At 68.1% G+C, this 18,731-nt stretch carries 12 protein-coding genes; 6 read left to right on the forward strand and 6 right to left on the reverse strand.

Going from position 1 to position 18,731, the window contains the following annotated elements; translation table 11 throughout:
* Positions 1-60 precede the first annotated feature (60 nt).
* From rpoH to WS51_RS24475, 6 genes are all read left to right on the forward strand, one after another.
* Positions 61-996: an RNA polymerase sigma factor RpoH gene (rpoH, locus tag WS51_RS24450; protein WP_059451473.1), complete on the forward strand. Its 936-nt coding sequence runs from the start codon at positions 61-63 to the stop codon at positions 994-996.
* Between the two features lie 327 nt (positions 997-1,323).
* The gene (gene cydP / locus WS51_RS24455; protein ID WP_059507786.1) at positions 1,324-1,602 is read left to right on the forward strand and encodes a cytochrome oxidase putative small subunit CydP; all 279 of its coding nucleotides are present in this window, start codon (positions 1,324-1,326) and stop codon (positions 1,600-1,602) included.
* Complete coding sequence (locus WS51_RS24460; RefSeq protein ID WP_059451475.1) at positions 1,592-3,172, forward strand: cytochrome ubiquinol oxidase subunit I; 1,581 nt, start codon at positions 1,592-1,594, stop codon at positions 3,170-3,172. The genes cydP and WS51_RS24460 overlap by 11 nt, the downstream gene beginning before the upstream one ends.
* 31 nt (positions 3,173-3,203) lie before the next feature.
* A complete protein-coding gene (cydB, locus tag WS51_RS24465) occupies positions 3,204-4,340 on the forward strand; it encodes a cytochrome d ubiquinol oxidase subunit II (protein ID WP_059451476.1) in 1,137 nt (378 codons plus the stop codon).
* 55 nt (positions 4,341-4,395) lie between these two features.
* A complete protein-coding gene (cydX, locus tag WS51_RS24470) occupies positions 4,396-4,518 on the forward strand; it encodes a cytochrome bd-I oxidase subunit CydX (RefSeq protein WP_069229874.1) in 123 nt (40 codons plus the stop codon).
* Between the two features lie 556 nt (positions 4,519-5,074).
* A complete protein-coding gene (locus WS51_RS24475; RefSeq protein ID WP_069229875.1) occupies positions 5,075-7,558 on the forward strand; it encodes a family 20 glycosylhydrolase in 2,484 nt (827 codons plus the stop codon).
* A gap of 202 nt (positions 7,559-7,760) precedes the next feature.
* Here WS51_RS24475 and nagE read toward each other — a convergent pair whose 3' ends face one another.
* The 6 genes from nagE to WS51_RS24505 form a co-directional block, all read right to left on the reverse strand.
* Positions 7,761-9,524, reverse strand: a complete 1,764-nt coding sequence (gene nagE / locus WS51_RS24480) for an N-acetylglucosamine-specific PTS transporter subunit IIBC (RefSeq protein ID WP_059507789.1) — start codon at positions 9,522-9,524, stop codon at positions 7,761-7,763.
* Positions 9,525-9,610: 86 nt separating this feature from the next.
* Positions 9,611-12,193, reverse strand: coding sequence for a phosphoenolpyruvate--protein phosphotransferase (ptsP, locus tag WS51_RS24485; protein ID WP_069229876.1), 2,583 nt, complete (start codon positions 12,191-12,193; stop codon positions 9,611-9,613).
* A 15-nt stretch (positions 12,194-12,208) separates the two neighbouring features.
* Complete coding sequence (locus WS51_RS24490) at positions 12,209-13,216, reverse strand: SIS domain-containing protein (protein ID WP_059451480.1); 1,008 nt, start codon at positions 13,214-13,216, stop codon at positions 12,209-12,211.
* Positions 13,209-14,312, reverse strand: a complete 1,104-nt coding sequence (nagA, locus tag WS51_RS24495) for an N-acetylglucosamine-6-phosphate deacetylase (RefSeq protein WP_069229877.1) — start codon at positions 14,310-14,312, stop codon at positions 13,209-13,211. Before nagA ends, WS51_RS24490 begins: the two co-directional genes overlap by 8 nt.
* Before the next feature lie 115 nt (positions 14,313-14,427).
* Positions 14,428-15,162: a GntR family transcriptional regulator gene (locus WS51_RS24500; RefSeq protein WP_059507792.1), complete on the reverse strand. Its 735-nt coding sequence runs from the start codon at positions 15,160-15,162 to the stop codon at positions 14,428-14,430.
* 353 nt (positions 15,163-15,515) lie between these two features.
* Positions 15,516-18,731, reverse strand: coding sequence for an error-prone DNA polymerase (locus WS51_RS24505; RefSeq protein ID WP_069229878.1), 3,216 nt, complete (start codon positions 18,729-18,731; stop codon positions 15,516-15,518).

Here is an 18,731-nt window from a genome sequence, read left to right on the forward strand (position 1 = left end):
ATGGACCCCGGAATCTCATCCGAGACCACGGGTTTGTCCCTGATTCCAAAGGAGTTTTTAGTGAGCCATGCCCTGACCCTTCCGAACACGCTGAGCCCGACGCCGGCCAAGGCCGAATCGGCAGGCTCGCTGGCGCTCGCGACCCAATCGATGTTGCCGGGCCAGCTTGGCAACATCGACGCGTACATCCAGGCCGTCAACCGGATCCCGCTGCTGACCGCCGAAGAGGAACGCCAGTACGCGACCGAATTCCGCGAACACAACAACCTCGACGCGGCACGCCGCCTCGTGCTGTCGCACCTGCGGCTCGTCGTGTCGATCGCGCGCAACTACCTCGGCTACGGCCTGCCGCACGGCGACCTGATCCAGGAAGGCAACATCGGCCTGATGAAGGCCGTGAAACGTTTCGACCCGGCGCAAAACGTGCGCCTGGTGTCGTATGCGATCCACTGGATCAAGGCCGAGATCCACGAGTACATCCTGCGCAACTGGCGGATGGTGAAGGTCGCGACGACGAAGGCGCAGCGCAAGCTGTTCTTCAACCTGCGCAGCCACAAGAAGAGCATGCAGGCGATGACGCCCGAGGAAATCGACGGCCTCGCGCAGGAACTCAACGTCAAGCGCGAAGACGTGACGGAAATGGAAACGCGTCTGTCGGGCGGCGACATCGCGCTCGAGGGCCAGGTCGAAGACGGCGAGGAGTCGTACGCACCGATCGCCTACCTGGCCGATTCGCACAACGAGCCGACCGCCGTGCTCGCCGCGCGTCAGCGCGACATGCTGCAGACGGACGGCATCGCGCAGGCGCTCGACGCGCTGGATGCGCGCAGCCGCCGGATCATCGAGGCGCGCTGGCTGAACGTCGACGACGACGGCTCGGGCGGCTCGACGCTGCACGATCTCGCGGCCGAGTTCGGCGTATCGGCGGAACGCATCCGCCAGATCGAAGCGAGCGCGATGAAGAAGATGCGCACCGCACTCGCCGAATACGCCTGAGTTCGCGATTTAGAGCGCTTTACCCAAAACCGCTGCCCGACCGGCAGCGGTTTTTTTTCGTCCGTCGTTCGGCCTCGATCGTCTCTTGTTAATCGACCTTATTGATCGGGTTCGCGCGAATTCCGCGACCTTCCGCATAACCTTGATCTGCCTCAAGTTTCGACATGCTCTTCGCGACGGTCTGCCGCAGCGCAGCACTCGGCATCGGAAAGCCGGCATTTTAAAATTGGCACGTCGGCTTAAAAGGATTAAAACAGCTTAACTGCCGTCATGAATCCGACGTAGAGTCGCCCCAAAACCGATGTAAATCGATTCAGGATAATCGCCTTGATCTCGATCAATAAAGAGCCCGCGCCGCCTCCCCCGCAGGCCGCCGGCACGATCGGCTGGCGCGCGCGCATTGCCGCGTGGGCTCGCGGACCAACCCTCGCCCGCGACATCACGCTGGTGCTGATCGTCAAGCTGATTCTCTTGATGTCGCTCAAATACGCATTCTTCAATCATCCGCAGGCTGAGCATATGTCGCTGCCGCCTGCCGCCGTCGCCGAGAAGCTGCTCTCGGTGCCGGCGCCTGCATCCACCGAGGGAGACCACCATGATAAGTAGCGAAGTCGTCGATCTGTCGCGTCTGCAGTTCGGCATCACGGCGCTCTACCACTTCCTGTTCGTGCCGCTGACGCTCGGCCTGTCCTGGCTGCTCGTCATCATGGAAGCGGTTTACGTGATGACCGGCAAACAGGTCTACAAGGACATGACCCAGTTCTGGGGCAAGCTGTTCGGGATCAACTTTGCGATGGGCGTGACGACCGGCATCACGCTCGAATTCCAGTTCGGCACGAACTGGTCGTACTACTCGCACTACGTCGGCGATATCTTCGGCGTGCCGCTCGCGGTCGAAGGCCTGATGGCGTTCTTCCTCGAGTCGACGTTCGTCGGCCTGTTCTTCTTCGGCTGGAACCGCCTGTCGAAGGTCAAGCACCTGATCGTCACGTTCCTCGTCGCGCTGGGCTCGAACCTGTCCGCGCTGTGGATCCTCGTCGCGAACGGCTGGATGAACAATCCGGTCGGCGCCGAGTTCAACTACCAGACGATGCGCATGGAGTTGACGAGCCTGTTCGATGTGCTGTTCAACCCGGTCGCGCAGGTGAAGTTCGTGCACACGGTGTCGGCCGGCTACGTGACGGCCGCGATGTTCGTGCTCGGCGTGTCGTCGTGGTATCTGCTGAAGAAGCGCGACGTCGACTTCGCGCTGCGCTCGTTCGCGGTCGCGGCCGGCTTCGGCCTCGCGGCGACGCTCTGCGTGATCGTGCTCGGGGACGAATCCGGCTACACGACCGGCGAAGTGCAGAAGATGAAGCTCGCCGCGATCGAGTCCGAATGGGAAACGCAACCGGCGCCCGCTTCGTTCACGCTGATCGGCATCCCGAACCAGGAGGAGCAGCGCACCGACTACGCGATCAAGATCCCGTACGCGCTCGGCCTGATCGCCACGCGCTCGATCGACGAACCGGTGATCGGCCTGCGCGAACTCGCGAAGCATAGCGAAGAGCACATCCAGAGCGGGATGGTCGCGTACGGCGCGCTGCAGAAGATCAAGGAAGGCGACACGAGCGCCGCGACCCGTGCACTGTTCGACCAGCACAAGCAGTATCTCGGCTACGGGCTGATGCTCAAGCAGTTCACGCCGAACGTGATCGACGCAACGCCCGAGCAGATCAAGGCCGCCGCGAAGAAGACGATCCCGCCGGTCGCGCCCGTGTTCTTCTCGTTCCGGATCATGGTGTTCCTCGGCTTCCTGTTCCTCGCGACCTTCGTCGCCGCGTTCTGGTTCTGCGCGCGCCGCCAGTTGCTGCAGGACAACCGCCGCTGGTTCCTCCGCTATGCGGTGTGGGCGATCCCGCTGCCGTGGCTCGCCGCGGAATTCGGCTGGGTGGTCGCCGAACTCGGCCGTCAGCCGTGGACCATCGCCGGCATCCTGCCGACGCACCTGTCCGCGTCGAGCCTGCAGCCGAGCGACCTGTACCTGAGTCTCGCCGGCTTCATCCTGTTCTATACCGCGCTGTTCGTCATCGAGATCACGCTGATGTTCAAGTACGCGCGACTCGGCCCGTCGTCGCTGCATACCGGCCGCTATCACCACGAACTCGCCGCAGCAGGCGAGCGTGCCGCGGTTTGAGCACGCCCTCGCAACGGAACAAGGAATCGCTATGGACTACGCAACTCTCAAGCTGATCTGGTGGCTGCTCGTCGGCGTGCTGCTGATCGGCTTCGCCGTCACCGACGGCTTCGACATGGGCGCGACAGCGCTGCTGCCGTTCCTCGGCAAGACCGACGAGGAACGCCGCATCATCGTCAACACGGTCGGCGCGACGTGGGAAGGCAACCAGGTGTGGCTGATCACGGCCGGCGGCGCGATGTTCGCCGCGTGGCCGCTGGTCTATGCCGCGTCGTTCTCCGGCTTCTACTTCGCGATGCTGCTCGTGCTGTTCGCGCTGTTCTTCCGGCCGGTCGGCTTCGACTATCGCAGCAAGCGGCCCGACCCGCGCTGGCGCGCGGGCTGGGACTGGGGCCTGTTCGTCGGCGGCTTCGTGCCGGCGCTGGTGTTCGGCGTCGCGTTCGGCAACCTGCTGCAGGGCGTGCCGTTCAAGTTCGACGGCGACCTGCGCGTGACCTACTACGGCGGCTTCTGGGCACTGCTGAACCCGTTCGCGCTGCTCTGCGGGCTCGTCAGCCTCACGATGCTGGTCGCGCACGGTGCCGCGTTCATCAAGATGAAGACCGACGGCGCGATCGCACGCCGCGCGTCGGTCGCGCTGCGTGTGTCGGCGCTCCTCGCGGTCGTGCTGTTCGTGCTGGCCGGCGTGCTGATTGCGTCGACCATCGGCGGCTTCCACGTCACGCACGCCGCGCCGAACGATACGGTCGCGAACCCGCTGCTCAAGGACGTCGCCGCCGGCTCGGGCCTCTGGCTCGCGAATTACGGCGAATATCCGTGGATGATGGCAGCCCCCGTCGTCGGGATCGCGGGCGGCCTGCTCGCGCTGCTGCTCGCGGGCTCGAAGCAGGAAAAGACGGCGTTCTTCTGCACCGGCCTGATGATCGCCGGCGTGATCCTGACCGCGGGCTTCTCGATGTTCCCGTTCATCATGCCGTCGTCGCTCGACCCGCGCAGCAGCCTGACCGTGTGGGATTCGACATCGAGCCACATGACGCTGCAGGTGATGCTGTTCGCGGTGATCGTGTTCCTGCCGATCGTGCTGCTCTATACGGGCTGGGTGTATCGCGTGATGCGCGGCAAGGTCACGCATCAGTCGCTCGAAGAGAACAAGCACTCGATGTACTGAACCCGGCCGGGGCGCCCGCGCGCGCCTCGCCCACCGTTTCACAAGGAGTCGGATCATGTGGTATTTCAGCTGGATTCTCGGTATCGGCGTCGCGCTGTCGTTCGGCATCGTCAATGCGATGTGGCTCGAAGCACGGCAGAAGCCGCAGGAAGCGCCGGTGCGCGCACGTTGCGACTGAGCGGCGCGGATGGCGGCTTGCGCCGCCGTTGCCGATCGGAACGAACCTCGCGTCACGCGAGGTTTTTTTTCGTCCGGGCCACCGGCGCACCGGCGATTCCTCGATGCCAATTTAGCGCCAGATTGATACCACTTGAATACCAATCAAAGGTTTCATAAGATCGTTGGACACGGCCGCCGACAGGCCGAATCCATCTGGTGGGGGAGACATGCGAATCCCGTGTGTGGCGCGCGCTCGCGCGCCCGGTTGGCACGCGTGTGCGGCGGCGGCCGCCGTTGCGATCATGCGCGGCCGGCCGAACGCAGCCTGCCGCGGCCGCGGCGGTGTCGCAACGATTGCCGTGCGTCGCCGATGAGCACGCGCAAGCCACCTTGCCGAGCCGATCGGCACGCGTGTCCGCCTCCCGTTCCGTAACGCACGCTCGTGCGTGCCGAATGCGCGCGGTGCGGCCGCATCGCCCCGTGCGCGGGTATGTCCCGCAGCTCCATTGAAAGACCCGACCGCAGCGACGTCGCGCCAACGACGCCGCTACGCCCATTTTTTCTCAGGAGTTCGAATGAAAAGCACGTTTCCTTCCCTGTTGACCGGCTTGCTGATCGCCGCGCTGCTACCCGCCGCGAGTTGCGCCGAGCCCGTTCTGATGTCCGCTGGCGCGACCGCTGGCGCGGCCCGGCCGGCCACGCAGCCAGCCGATCTGGCGACGCTGCTGTCGAACGGTCTCGCGCTGCGCGTCGCCGTCGACAACAATCACGCGGCCTCGGCCGGCGTGCCGTGCGCCGATCTGGGCGCCGACGGGGCGGCCTGCGCGACCGGCCGCCTGATCCTGCAGAACCGCGGTCACCAGACGATTACCGACGGCGGCTGGAAGCTGTACCTGCACAGTATCCGCCGGCTGCTGCGGATCGATCGCCCGGGCTTCGCGCTGCGGCGGCTCACCGGCGACCTGTACGAACTGACGCCGCAGCCGGGCTCGATGCGGCTTGCCCCCGGCGAACGCATCGAACTGCCGTTCGTCGCCGAATACTGGCTGCTGCGTTACAGCGACGTGATTCCGCGCCCGTATGTCGTCGTCGACGGCGCGCCGCCCGCCGTACTGCGCTACAACGACACCGACGACGAGCTCCGCTACGTCGAATCGCTGCCGGCCGACGCGCAGAACAATTCGACCGGCAACGCGCCGCCCGTGGCGGCACGCCCCGACGCGAGCCGCGCGCTGCCGAGCGTGAAGCGCGAGCAGCCGCTGCCCGGCACGCTCGAGCTGCGCGGCGTCGAGCTCGCGCTGCCGGACCTGCCCGATGCGCAGGTCGCGGCGCTGCGCGAACGGGCGTCGACGCTCGGGCTCGACGGCACGCGCGTGCCGGTTCGCGGCGCCGTCGCACCGCGCCGGCTGCCGGCCGACATTGCGGTACCGGGCGGCTACCGGCTCGCGATCGGGCCGCGCGGCGTGCTGATCGAAGGCTACGATCGCGCGGGTCTCTACTACGGCGTGCAGACGCTCTACTCGCTCGCGCCCGCCGGCGGCGGCCCGATCCCGGCGATGCTCGTCGAGGATGCGCCGCGCTTCACGCATCGCGGGATGCACGTCGACCTCGCGCGCAACTTCAAGCATCCGGCGACGCTGCGCCGCCTGGTCGACCAGATGAGCGCGTACAAGCTGAATCGCCTGCATCTGCATCTGTCCGATGACGAAGGCTGGCGCATCGAGATTCCCGGCCTGCCGGAGCTGACCGAAATCGGCTCGCGCCGCTGTCACGACCCGAGCGAGACGCGCTGCCTGCTGCCGCAACTCGGCTCCGGGCCGGACAACCGCTCGGGCGGCGGCTACCTGACGCGCGACGACTACGTGGCGCTCGTTCGCTACGCGGCGGCCCGCTTCGTCACGATCATCCCCGAGATCGACATGCCCGCGCATGCGCGCGCGGCCGTCGTGACGATGGAGGCGCGTTACCGGCGGCTGCACGCGGCCGGCCGCGAGCAGGAAGCGAACGCGTACCGGCTGCTCGATCCGCAAGACACGACGAACCTGACGACCGTGCAGTTCTACGACCGGCGCAGCGACCTGAACCCGTGCGTGCCGGGCGCGCTCAATTTCGCATCGAAGGTGATCCGCGAAATCGCGGCGATGCATGCGGACGCGCAAGCGCCGCTGCACACCTGGCACTACGGCGGCGACGAAGCGAAGAACATCTTCCTCGGCGGGGGCTTCCAGCCGCTGAACGGCACCGACCCGAACAAGGGGCGCATCGATCTCGCCGCGCAGGACAAGCCGTGGGCGCGTTCGCCCGCATGCATGGCGCTGCTCCAGCGCGGGGAGATCAAGTCGACCGACGAGTTGCCGACGCGTTTCGCGAAACAGGTGAGCGCGGCGGTCGCCGCGAACGGGATCGACACGATGGCCGCGTGGCAGGACGGCATCAAGCATGCGAACGGGCCGCAGGACTTCAGCACGCGTCACGTGATGGTGTCGCTGTGGGACACGATCTTCTGGGGTGCGTCGGACAGCGCGCGCGACCTGAGCGGCAAGGGCTACCTGACGGTGCTCGCGCTGCCCGACTACCTGTACTTCGACTTCCCGTACACGCTGAACCCGCGCGAGCGCGGCTACTACTGGGGCTCGCACGCGACGGACGAGTACAAGGTGTTCTCGTTCGCGCCGGAGAACCTGCCGCAGAACGCCGAAGTGATGGGCGACCGTGACGGCAACGCGTTCGAGGTGACCGGCACGGGCCCGGCGCCGCGTATCGAAGGCATTCAGGGGCAGGCGTGGGGCGAGGTGATGCGCAACGACACCTTCCTCGAATACATGACTTATCCGCGGCTGCTCGCGCTCGCCGAACGCGCGTGGCACCGGGCCGACTGGGAGCTGCCGTATGCGGCCGGCGTGCGGTTCAAGCGCGGCGACACGCATCACGTCGACCAGGCTGCCCTGCAGCGCGACTGGGCCGGCTTCGCGACGCTGCTCACGCAGCGCGAATTGCCGAAGCTCGATCGGGCCGGCATCGGCTACCGGAAGCCGACCTTCACGCTGACGAACCCGTGAACGGTGTAGTGCCCGAGCAACCGGGCACTTGAGTGAGCGGTTGCCGATCCATGCAGGCGGTGCGCGATGCGGACGAATGCTCGCGCACCGGCCCCGCCCAAGAAAAAACGGCTTGCGACGCATCGCAAGCCGTTTTCGTTTTACCGACCGGCGGCCCGAACGCGCCACGCGCGTCGGGCCTGCGTCGGTGCAGCGTGCCGGATCAGGCCGGTTGCGGCGCCGCGCCGCCGCCCGTCGACGTCAGGCGCGCGCCGAGCTGTTCGGCATAGCGTGCCGCCGCATTGCCGCAGACGATGTGGAACGTGTCCGGCGACACCCATGCGACATCGAGCGCGCCGAGCCGATCGCGATCGACCGCCGATGCGTCGCGCACGACGACGCGCAGGCGCGTGGTCGCGATCGCGTCGAGCGAGGCGACGTTGGTCGCGCCGCCGAACACCGCGAGCCAGCGCAGCGGATCGGGATCGAGCGGGCCGGCCGCCGCGCCGGTGACCGGCTCGGCGGCGGCGGCCGTGGCCGCCACGGCGGCACCGGCAGCGCCGCTGCCGATCGCCGCGCGCATCTCGTCGGCAATGATGTCTGCCTCCGGCCCGATGATCACCTGCACGCTGTTGCCGCCCCGCTTGAGCACGCCGCGCGCGCCGATCGACTTCAGTTCTGGCTCCGACACCTTCTCCGGATCGACGACGGTCAGGCGCAGGCGTGTCGTGCAGGCATCCACGACGCTCAGGTTGCCGGCGCCGCCGAGCGCGGCGATGTAGCGCTGCGCACGCGGTGCTGCCGCTGCGGCACCAGCCGCCGGCGCGACGAAGCCGCCCGATGCGTACGACTGGGCCGCCGCATCGGCCGAGGCCGGCTCGCGGCCCGGCGTCGCCATGTTGAACTTCCGGATGAAGAAGCGGAACAGCCCGTAATACGCGACGCCATATGCGATACCGAGCGGCACCGCGATCCAGCCCTTCGTCGACAGCCCGTAGTTCAGCACGTAGTCGATCGCGCCGGCCGAGAACGTGAAGCCGAGCTTCACGCCGAGGATCTGGCAGATCGCGAGCGACAGCCCCGTGAGCACCGCGTGGATCACGTACAGCACCGGCGCGAGGAACATGAAGCTGAATTCGATCGGCTCGGTCACGCCGGTCAGGAACGACGTGAGCGCCATCGAGAACAGCAGGCCGCCGACCATCGCGCGGCGCTCCTTCGGCGCTTCGTGCAGCATTGCGAGACACGCGGCCGGCAGGCCGAACATCATGATCGGGAAGAAGCCGGCCATGAAGGTGCCCGCGGTCGGATCGCCCGCGAAGAAGCGGTGCAGGTCGCCGTGCACGAGCTCGCCGCCGGCCGGCGGCGTGAAGTTGCCGAACACGAACCATGCGAGGGAGTTGATGATGTGATGCAGGCCCGTGACGAGCAGCAGGCGGTTCAGGAAGCCGAACACGAACGCACCGATCGCGCCCGCCGTCGTCAGCCACTGGCCGGCCGCGTCGATCGCATGCTGGATCGGCTGCCACACGTAACCGAACACGATGCCGAGTATCACGCACGCGAGCCCGGTGATGATCGGCACGAACCGCTTGCCGCCGAAGAACGCGAGGTAGTCGGGCAGCTTGATGTCCTTGTAGCGGTTGTACAGCAGGCCCGCGACCACGCCCGCGATGATCCCGGACAGCACGCCCATGTTCAGCTTGGGATCGATATCCTTCATGATCGCGGTTTCGATCAGGTAACCGATCGCGCCCGCGAGTGCCGCCACGCCGTTGTTGTCCTTCGCGAAGCCGACCGCCACGCCGATCGCGAACAGCAGCGGCAGGTTGTCGAAGATCGCGCCGCCGGCGTCGGCGATCATCTTGATGTTGAACACGTCCGGCTGTCCGAGCCGCAGCAGGATGCCGGCGACCGGCAACACCGCGATCGGCAGCATCAGCGCGCGGCCCAGGCCCTGTATCTTCAGAAACGGATTCCCGTCCATTCAGTCCTCCAATCCATGTCGCGTCATTAATCGTCGTTGACCTAATTGCTTGCGTGGTGAAACGCTCGCGCGCCCGCCGTCGACGTTCAGTCGAGCGGCCAGACCTCGCGGCTTGCTGCCCTTACCGCCTGTGCCGAGTCGAGTGCGAGCAGATCCTGCGCACGCTGGCGACACAGCTGGTAATCGAGACGGCGCACGCGCGCCTTGATGCCCGGCACCGACACCGGATCGACCGACAGTTCGGTCACGCCGAGGCCGACGAGGATCGGCACCGCGAGCGGATCGCCGCCGAGCGCGCCGCACACGCCCACCCACTTGCCGTGCTTCGCCGCGCCGCGCACCGCGATGTCGATCAGGCGCAGCACGGCCGGATGCAGGCCGTCGGACTGCGCGGCGAGATCGGCCTGGCAGCGGTCCATCGCGAGCGTGTATTGCGTCAGGTCGTTGGTGCCGATCGACAGGAAATCGGCGTGCTGCGCGAGCTGGTCGGCGAGCAGCGCCGCCGACGGCACCTCGATCATCACGCCGACTTCGATCGGCTCGGTGCGGCCCTGCGCACGCGCGAATTCGTCGATACGCGCGCGCAGCCGCACGAGCTCGCCCGCATCGGTCACCATCGGCAGCAGGATCCGCACCGCGCCGAACGGCTTCACCGCGAGCAGGCCCTGCAGCTGATCGTCGAGCAGGTCGGGGCGCACCTGCGCGAGGCGAATGCCGCGCAGGCCGAGCGCCGGATTCGGTTCGGGCGGCAGCGTCAGATAGTCGACTTCCTTGTCGGCGCCGACGTCGAGCGTGCGGATGATCGCGGTGCGGCCCTGCAGCGCGTCGACGATCGACTGGTAGCTCTGCTGGTGTTCGACGACGCTCGGCGCGGCCTGGCGGTGGATGAACATCAGCTCGGTGCGCAGCAGGCCGACCGCATCCGCGCCGTTGTCGACCGCGGTGTTCGCGTCGTCGAGCGTCGCGATGTTCGCGGCGACCTCGATCGCGCGGCCGTCGGTGGTCGCGGCGGCGGCGCCGGCCAGTTGCCGGTTCGCTTCGCGCACGCCGTCCAGCCGCTGGCGTTCGTGGCGCGCGCGTTCGACGTCGAGCGCGGTCGGCGCGTGTTCGAGGCGGCCCGCGCTCGCATCGACGACGACCTGCGTGCCGTCCGGAATCGCATAGAGCGCGTCGCCGACCGCGACAAGCGCCGGAATGCCGAGCTGGCGCGCGATGATCGCCGCATGCGACGTCGCCCCGCCGCGCGCCATCACGAGCGCGGTCACGCGCTCGCGATCGAGCGAAGCAAGATCCGACGGCGTGAACTCCTCGGCGGCGAGCACGGCCTCGTCGGGCAACGTGCGCGCGGCGCCGCTCGTATGGCCGAGCGCGCGCAGCACGCGCTTTTCGATGTCGCGGAGATCCGCCGCGCGTTCGGCGAGCAGTGCGTCGTCGAGTTTCGACAGCGTGTCGATCTGCGCGCGGATCGTCGCGCGCCATGCGAAGCCCGCGCTCTTGCCGAGGCTGATCTGGTCGCGCGCGGCGTCGACCAGCGTCGGGTCTTCGAGCAGCACGCGATGCACCGCGAAGATCCCCGCCTCGCCGACCGCGCCGCGCGCCGATGCGTTGCGCACCGTGTCGCCGAGTTCGGCGTCGACCGCCGTCAGCGCCTGGTCGAGCCGGCGGCTTTCCGACGCGGGCGTGCCGCTCGCCTGTTCGGGCGGCACGATGTCCGCATCGTCGAGACGCACCAGCGTACCGACCGCGATGCCGGGCGCCGCGCACACGCCCGCGATCGTGTTCGGATCGAGCGTTGCGCCGGCGTTGCGCACGATCGGCTGCGGGGCGGGCGACCGGAGCCGCGCCGGCTTTTCCTCGACCTCGCCGTGCGCTTCGCGCAGCAGCTCGCGCTCGACCGCTTCGACCGCTTGCTGCGCGTGCGCGCCGCGACCGACCAGTTCGATCGTCGCGCCTTCGCCGGCGCCGAGGCCGAGCAGACCGACCACGCTTGCAATCGACGCCTTGCGGCCGTCGAAATGCACGTCGACGTGGGCATCGAACCCGTGTGCGGCTTCGCGCGCCCGCGCCGCCGGGCGTGCATGCAGGCCGCCGGGCTGCGTCAGCACGACCTCGCGGCGCACTTCGTTCATCGCCGCCGCGCCGGCCTGCGCCGCCTGCGCGGCGGCGTCGCCTTTGCCGCGCAGCGTCAGCAGCGGAGTCTCGCCGGCCGTCGCGAAACCGCTCGCGCGCTCGACGACGTCGAACGCGTCGGAATTCGCGATCGCGATCACCGAGACCAGCGAGTGCGCGCTGCGTGCGACCGCGTCCTGGTCGAACTCGATCAGCAAATCGCCCGCCGCGACACGCGCGCCGGCTTCGACGCGCGCGGTAAAGCCCTGCCCGTTCAGCTCGACGGTGTCGATGCCGATGTGCAGCAGCACTTCCGCGCCTTGCGGCGTCGTGATAGTCACCGCATGGCCGGTGCGCGCGAGATGCGACACGACGCCGGCGCACGGCGCGACGAGCTTGCCCGCGAGCGGGTCGATGCCGATGCCGTCGCCGAACATCCCGCCGGAGAACACCGGATCGGGCACGTCGGCCAGTGCGACGATCGGCCCGGTCAACGGGCTGAGCAGGACGATCGGATCATGGGCGGAACTCTTCAACTGGGACTCCTCGGCGCGTCTCATCGGCTGTCTCGGCTATCAGTGCGTTTCGGTGACTTTGTTCAGATGGCGCGGCGTGTCGGGATTGCGGCCGCGCGCGGCGGCGAGATCCGCTGCCATCACGTAGAACGAAAGAATGGCGGCGATCGGATCGAGCGCCGAATGGGCGGACTGCGCGAGCGGCAAGGTCGCGCCGGGCGTGCCGGCGGGCGCCGCGAGCAGCACGGCCGCGCCGCGTGCGCGCATGTCCTGCGCGAGCTGCAGCAGCCCGGCCTGCTCCGGGCCCGGCGGCGCGAACACGAGCAGCGGGTAGTCGCGGTCGATCAGCTCCATCGGGCCGTGACGGACTTCAGCGCTCGAGAATGCCTCGGCCTGGATGCCCGACGTTTCCTTCAGTTTCAGCGCGGCTTCCTGCGCGATCGCAAGGCCGAGCCCCCGGCCGATCACGATCATTCGCTCCACGCCCGCGAGCGCGGCGACGGCCGGCGACCAGTCGAGCCGGCCGGCCTGCGCGAGCACGTCGGGCAGGCCGCGCAGTGCGGCGAGCAGCGCGGCGTCGCGCTGCCAGTGCGCGACGATCTGCGCGGACAGCGACAGCATCGCGATGTAGCTCTTGGTCGCGGCGACCGACAGTTCGGGGCCGGCCAGCAGCGGCAGCTGGTGCTCGCACGCGTCGGCGAGCGGCGACGGCAGCACGTTGACGGCGGCGACGGTGCGCGCGCCGGCTTCGCGCAGCGCGGCCATCGTGTTGACGAGATCGGGGCTCTTGCCCGACTGGGAAAACGCGATCGCGAGCTGGTCCTGCACCTTCAGCGGCGCTTGCTGCAGCGTCGCGACGGACATCGGCAGCGACGCGACGGGCACGCCGAGGCGGCTCATCGTCAGGCTCGCGAAATAGCTGGCGGCGTGATCCGAGCTGCCGCGCGCGACCGTCAGCGCGACGGCCGGCGGGTGATCGAGCAATTGGCCGGCGAGCGCTTCGACGCGCGCGGTGTCGGCGAGTTGCGCGGCGACGACCTGGGCGGACTCGCGCGCTTCCTTAAGCATATTCGACAATCGATTCTCCTTCGACGTAAGTCGCGGTGAGGTTCAGTTCGCGATCGAACACGGCGAGGTCGGCCCACGCGCCGCGCTCGATGCGGCCGCGATCGGCGATGCCGAGGTAGTCGGCCGCGTAGCGCGACATCCGGTTCGACACGTCGGCGATCGGCAGGCCGAGCGACACGAGGTTGCGCAACGCCTGGTCCATCGTCAGCGTGGAGCCGGCGAGCGTGCCGTCGGCGAGCCGCACGCCGCCGAGGCACTTCGTCACGTGCTGGCTGCCGAGCCGGTATTCGCCGTCGGGCATGCCGGTGGCCGACGTGCTGTCGGTCACGACGTACAGGCGCGGAATCGCGCGAAGCGCCGCACGAATCGCGCCCGGGTGCACGTGCAGCAGATCGGGGATGATTTCCGCGTACTCGGCGTGCGCGAGCGCGGCGCCCACCAGGCCCGGGTTGCGGTGATGCAGCGGCGACATCGCGTTGAACAGGTGCGTGAAGCCGCACGCGCCGTGCTTGAGCGCGGCGACGGCGTCGTCGTAGGTCGCGAGCGAGTGACCGAGCTGCACGCGCACGCCGCGCGCGGCCATCTCGCCGATGATCTCGATGTGGCCGGCGATTTCCGGCGCGAGCGTGACGACGCGGATCGGCGCGATCGACAGGTACTTCAACACTTCGTCGAGCACGGCCGACACGGCCGCGTCCGGCTGCGCGCCGAGCTTGCCCGGATTGATGTACGGCCCTTCGAGATGCACGCCGAGCACGCGCGCGCCACCGGGCGTGCGGGTGCGCGCGACGATGCCGAGATTCGCGACGACCTCCATCAGTTCGTCGCGCGGCGCGGTCATCGTCGTCGCGAGCAGGCTCGTCGTGCCGAATTGCGCGTGCGTGCGCGCGATCGTCTCGATCGCGTCGCCGCCTTCCATCACGTCGGCGCCGCCGCCGCCGTGCACGTGCAGGTCGATGAAGCCGGGCAGGATGTACGGCGCGTCGTTCTTCGCGGGATCGGCGGGCGTGCCGTGGAGCGTGGTGATGCGGCCGTTCTCGCTGTCGAGCGAGCCGTGAATCCAGCCGTCGGGGGTCAGGATGTTTCCAGTCAGCATGAGGTTTCTCTGGATGATCTGGTGACGCGGACATCCGCGTCGCGATTTGCAATTCCGTTGTGCTTCGGTGCTTCGGTGCGCCGTGCTGCGCGGGGCGCGCGGGCAGTCTCGCGCGTCAGCGTTTCAGTTCGGCGACGAAGTCGTAGTAGTCGTCGCGGCAATACGTTTCGGACACTTCGATCGCGCGCTGGTCGACTCCGTAGCCGATGCGCGTGATCACGAGCAGGGCCGAGCCCGGCTTCACCGACATCCACTTCGCGATCTCGTGCGTCGCATTCGCCGCGCGAAAGTGCTGCAGCGCGCGCACGACCGTCATTCCGCGCGCGTCGAGGTATTCGTACAGCGACGCGCCGAGCGCCTGCGGATCGGGCACGACCGCGGCCGGCAGCGTCGAATGCTCGACGGCCATCACGATGCCGTCCGCGCGGCGCAGCCGCTCGAGCCGCGCGACCGTCGCGCCCGGCGCGAGACCGAGACGCGTGATCTCGTCGCGACTCGCGGTGCGCAGCGTGCGCGACAGCCACACCGAATCGGGCACGAAACCGCGCTGCTGCATCTTCGCGGTGAAGCCGACGAGACGCGACAGCGGATCGGCAACGCGCGGCGTGATGAAGCTGCCCGCGCCGCGCGCCCGCTTGATCAATCCCTGCTCGACCAGCAGCGCGAGTGCACGGCGCGCCGTGATACGCGACACGCCGACCGACCCCGACAGCAGCCGCTCCGACGGCAGCGCCTCGCCGGCCCGCCACGCGCCGGCGTGGATCGCGCTCGCCAGATTGCGGGCGAGCTGCAGATACAGCGGCGTGTCGTCGAGGGGATCGGGTGCCAGTTCGGGCCAGCCGGTTTCCATGTGCCTCCGGGTGTCGGACGACGATCTCGGACCGTCGAAAGTGAACGCATTATATAACCACCATAATACCAGTCAACGAACTGGTATTAGCGGCTTGGAAATCGCCAGAAGCCTTGTCCGGCAAGCGTTTTAGTTCCTGTAAAGCCTTTGTTTACAAGGAAATGCCGGATAGGGATTTACCCGGATTGGTATGCAAGGGGACAGTTCCCGTGGCGTATTTGCCTGGCTTGGGAGGCAGGAAACGATACCGGAATAGAACCAATTCGATCGACTGGTATGCATCCGGCGACGGTGCGCGGGTGACATGCCGGCGGCGGGTCGGCGGCGGGTCGGCGGCGTGTCGGCGCGCCGCGTCAGTGAAACTCGCGGCTCGACGTGCGCAGGCCGCCGAGCAACGGCGTCAGATCCTCGAAATGCTGCGCGACGAGGTGCCTCACGTCGCTGACGACCTGCCACACGCCCGATGCCGCGAGCAGTCGCGAGTCGAGCGTTTCGCGGCGCTGCCGCGCGAGCAGCTCGGGCCGCACGATCACGTTCACGCAGCCCGTCTCGTCCTCGAGCGTCATGAACATCACGCCCTTCGCGGTACCCGGCATCTGCCGCGCGATCACGAGCCCGCATGCGCGCGCGAGCCGGCCGTCGGGGCGATCGCGCAACTCGGCAGCGGACGACAGCCGCTGCGCGCGCAGCGCGGGCCGCAGCAGCGCGACCGGGTGGCGGTTCAGCGTGAGGCCGGTGGTGTGATAGTCGGCGAGGATGTCGTCGGCTTCCGACGGCGCGCCGAGCACCGGCTGCTCCGTTTCGTCGATCGGCGCGGCGGCGAGCAGGTCGCGCTCCGGTGCCGCGGCGACGGCCTGCCACAATGCATCGCGCCGATGGCCGGCGAGCGTCGCGAGCGCGTTCGCGGCGGCGAGCGCTTCGAGATCGCGCCGTTCGAGCTGCGCGCGGCGCGCGAGCGCGTCGACGCTCTCGAACGGGCCCGCCGCGCGCGCGGCCTCGATGCGCCGCGCGGCGGCCTCGCCGAGGCCGCGCACGAGCGACAGGCCGAGCCGCACCGCGGGCTGCCCGTGCGGCGGCGGCTGGCCGGGCAACGCTTCGAGCGACGCTTCCCAGCCGCTTCGCGTGACGTCGGCCGGAAAGACCTTCACGCCGTGGCGCTTCGCGTCCTGCACGAGCTGCGCGGGCGCGTAGAAGCCCATCGGCTGGCTGTTCAGCAGCGATGCGACGAAGATCGCGGGTTCGTGGCATTTGAGCCAGCTGCTCGCGTACGCGAGTTTCGCGAAGCTGGCCGCGTGGCTCTCGGGGAAGCCGTATTCGCCGAAGCCCTTGATCTGCTCGAAGATCTGCTCGGCGAACTCGCGCGTGTAGCCGCGCTCGAGCATGCCGTCGATGATCTTGTCGTGATACTTCTCGAGGTTGCCCTTGCGCTTCCACGCGGCCATCGCGCGGCGCAGTTCGTCGGCCTCGCCGGGTGTGAAGCCCGCCGCGACGATCGCGATCTGCATCACCTGTTCCTGGAAGATCGGCACGCCGAGCGTGCGAACGAGCACTTCCTTGAGCGCGTCGCTCGGATACGTGACTTCGCCCTCTTCCTCGCCGGCCACGATCCTGCGCCGCTTCAGATACGGATGCACGGCCCCGCCCTGGATCGGCCCGGGCCGCACGATCGACACCTGGACGACGAGATCGTAATAGTTGCGCGGCCTCAACCGCGGCAGCATCGACATCTGCGCACGCGACTCGATCTGGAACACGCCGACCGTATCGGCGCGGCAGATCATGTCGTAGGTTGGTTCGTCATCCTGCGGAATGTCCTTCAGCGTGAACGGCTGGCCGTCTTCCTGCGGCCCGCGCCACGCGGTGCGCATGTCGAACGCGCGATGCAGCGCCGACAGCATGCCGAGCGCGAGCACGTCGACCTTCATCAGCCCGAGCGCCTCGAGATCGTCCTTGTCCCACTGGATCACGCGCCGCCCGTCCATCGCCGCGTTCTCGACCGGCACGAGCCGCGTGAGCTTGCCGCGGCTGATCACGAAGCCGCCCGAATGCTGCGACAGGTGGCGCGGAAAGTTGAGCAGGCGCGCGGCGAGTTCGGCCCACGTGCGAATGATCGGCGTGGCCGGATCGAGCCCGGTCGACGAGAATTGCTGCAGCAGATCGCGGCTGCCGTCGAACCAGCGATGCCCCTTCGCGACACGATCGACCAGCATCGGATCGACGCCGAGCGCCTTGCCGGTTTCGCGCAGCACGCCGCGCGGACGATACGTCGAGACGGCCGCCGCGAGTGCGGCGCGCTCCTTGCCGTATTTTTCGTAGATATGCTGAATGACCTCTTCCCGGCGCTGATGCTCGAAGTCGACGTCGATGTCCGGCGGCTCGCCGCGCTCCTCGCTGATGAAGCGCTCGAACAGCATCGTGCTCTGGTCGGGATCGACCTCGGTGATGCCGAGGCAGTAGCAGACGACCGAGTTCGCGGCCGAGCCGCGGCCCTGGCACAGGATGTTCTGGCTGCGTGCGTATTTGACGATGTCGTAGACGGTCAGGAAGAACGGTTCGTAGCTCAGCCGCGCGATCAGGCCGAGTTCATGGCGGATCTGCTTTTTGACCTTCTGCGGAATGCCTTGCGGATAACGCACGGCCGCGCCCGCGAAGGTTTCCTGTTCCAGATAGCGCGTCGGCGTCAGCCCGTGCGGCACGATCTCGTCGGGATACTCGTAGCGCAGCGAGCCGAGGTCGAAATCGCACGCGTCGAGAATCGCGCAGGTCTGCGCGATCTCGTCCGGCGCATACAACTGTCCGATCCGCTGCCGCGAACGCAGGTGCTGCTCCGCATTCGGCGCCAGCGCATACCCGCACTCGGCAACCGGCATCCCGACCCGGATCGCCGTCATCACATCCTGCAATGCCTTGCACGAGCGCCGGTGCATCGTCACGTCGCCGAGCGCGACGATACGCACGCCGCGCCGCTCGCCGGCCGCGCGAATCTCCTCGCGCTGCGCACCGTCGAGCGCGCGCTGCAACTGCACGAGCCCGAGCCGCGCGCGTTCGCCGAAAGTCGCGCGAAACCATGCGACCTGCGCATCGAGCACGTCGGCACGCACCGGATACGCGGGCACCAGAATCGCGAAGCAGTCGGGCATGCCGCGCAGGTGCGCAAACTCCGCGGGCGGTGCCGACAGCATCCGCGACGTCAACGTATAGCTGCCCTTCGGCGCGGCCATGCGCCGCCACGAAATCAGCTCGGAAAGATTGCCGTAACCCTCGCGGTTCTGCGCGAGCAGCACGAGGCCGAATGCACCGGGGCCCGGATCGTGGCCCGGTGCGACGTCATCCGGCGTGACGTCGAAATACGAACCGATGACGAGCGGCAGCCCGTGCGCCTGCGCGGCGACATGCATGCGCGGCGCGCCGGCGAGCGAGCATTCGTCGGTGATCGCGATCCCGCGGTAGCCGAGTTCGGCCGCGCGCTCGACCAGTTCGTCCGCATGCGACGCGCCATGCAGGAACGAAAAGTTCGAGCGGCAGAACAACTCCGCGTAATCGGGCAACAAACTGAATTGCGCAACCAT

It is taken from the genome of Burkholderia territorii (assembly GCF_001718335.1).
Lineage (GTDB): Bacteria > Pseudomonadota > Gammaproteobacteria > Burkholderiales > Burkholderiaceae > Burkholderia > Burkholderia territorii.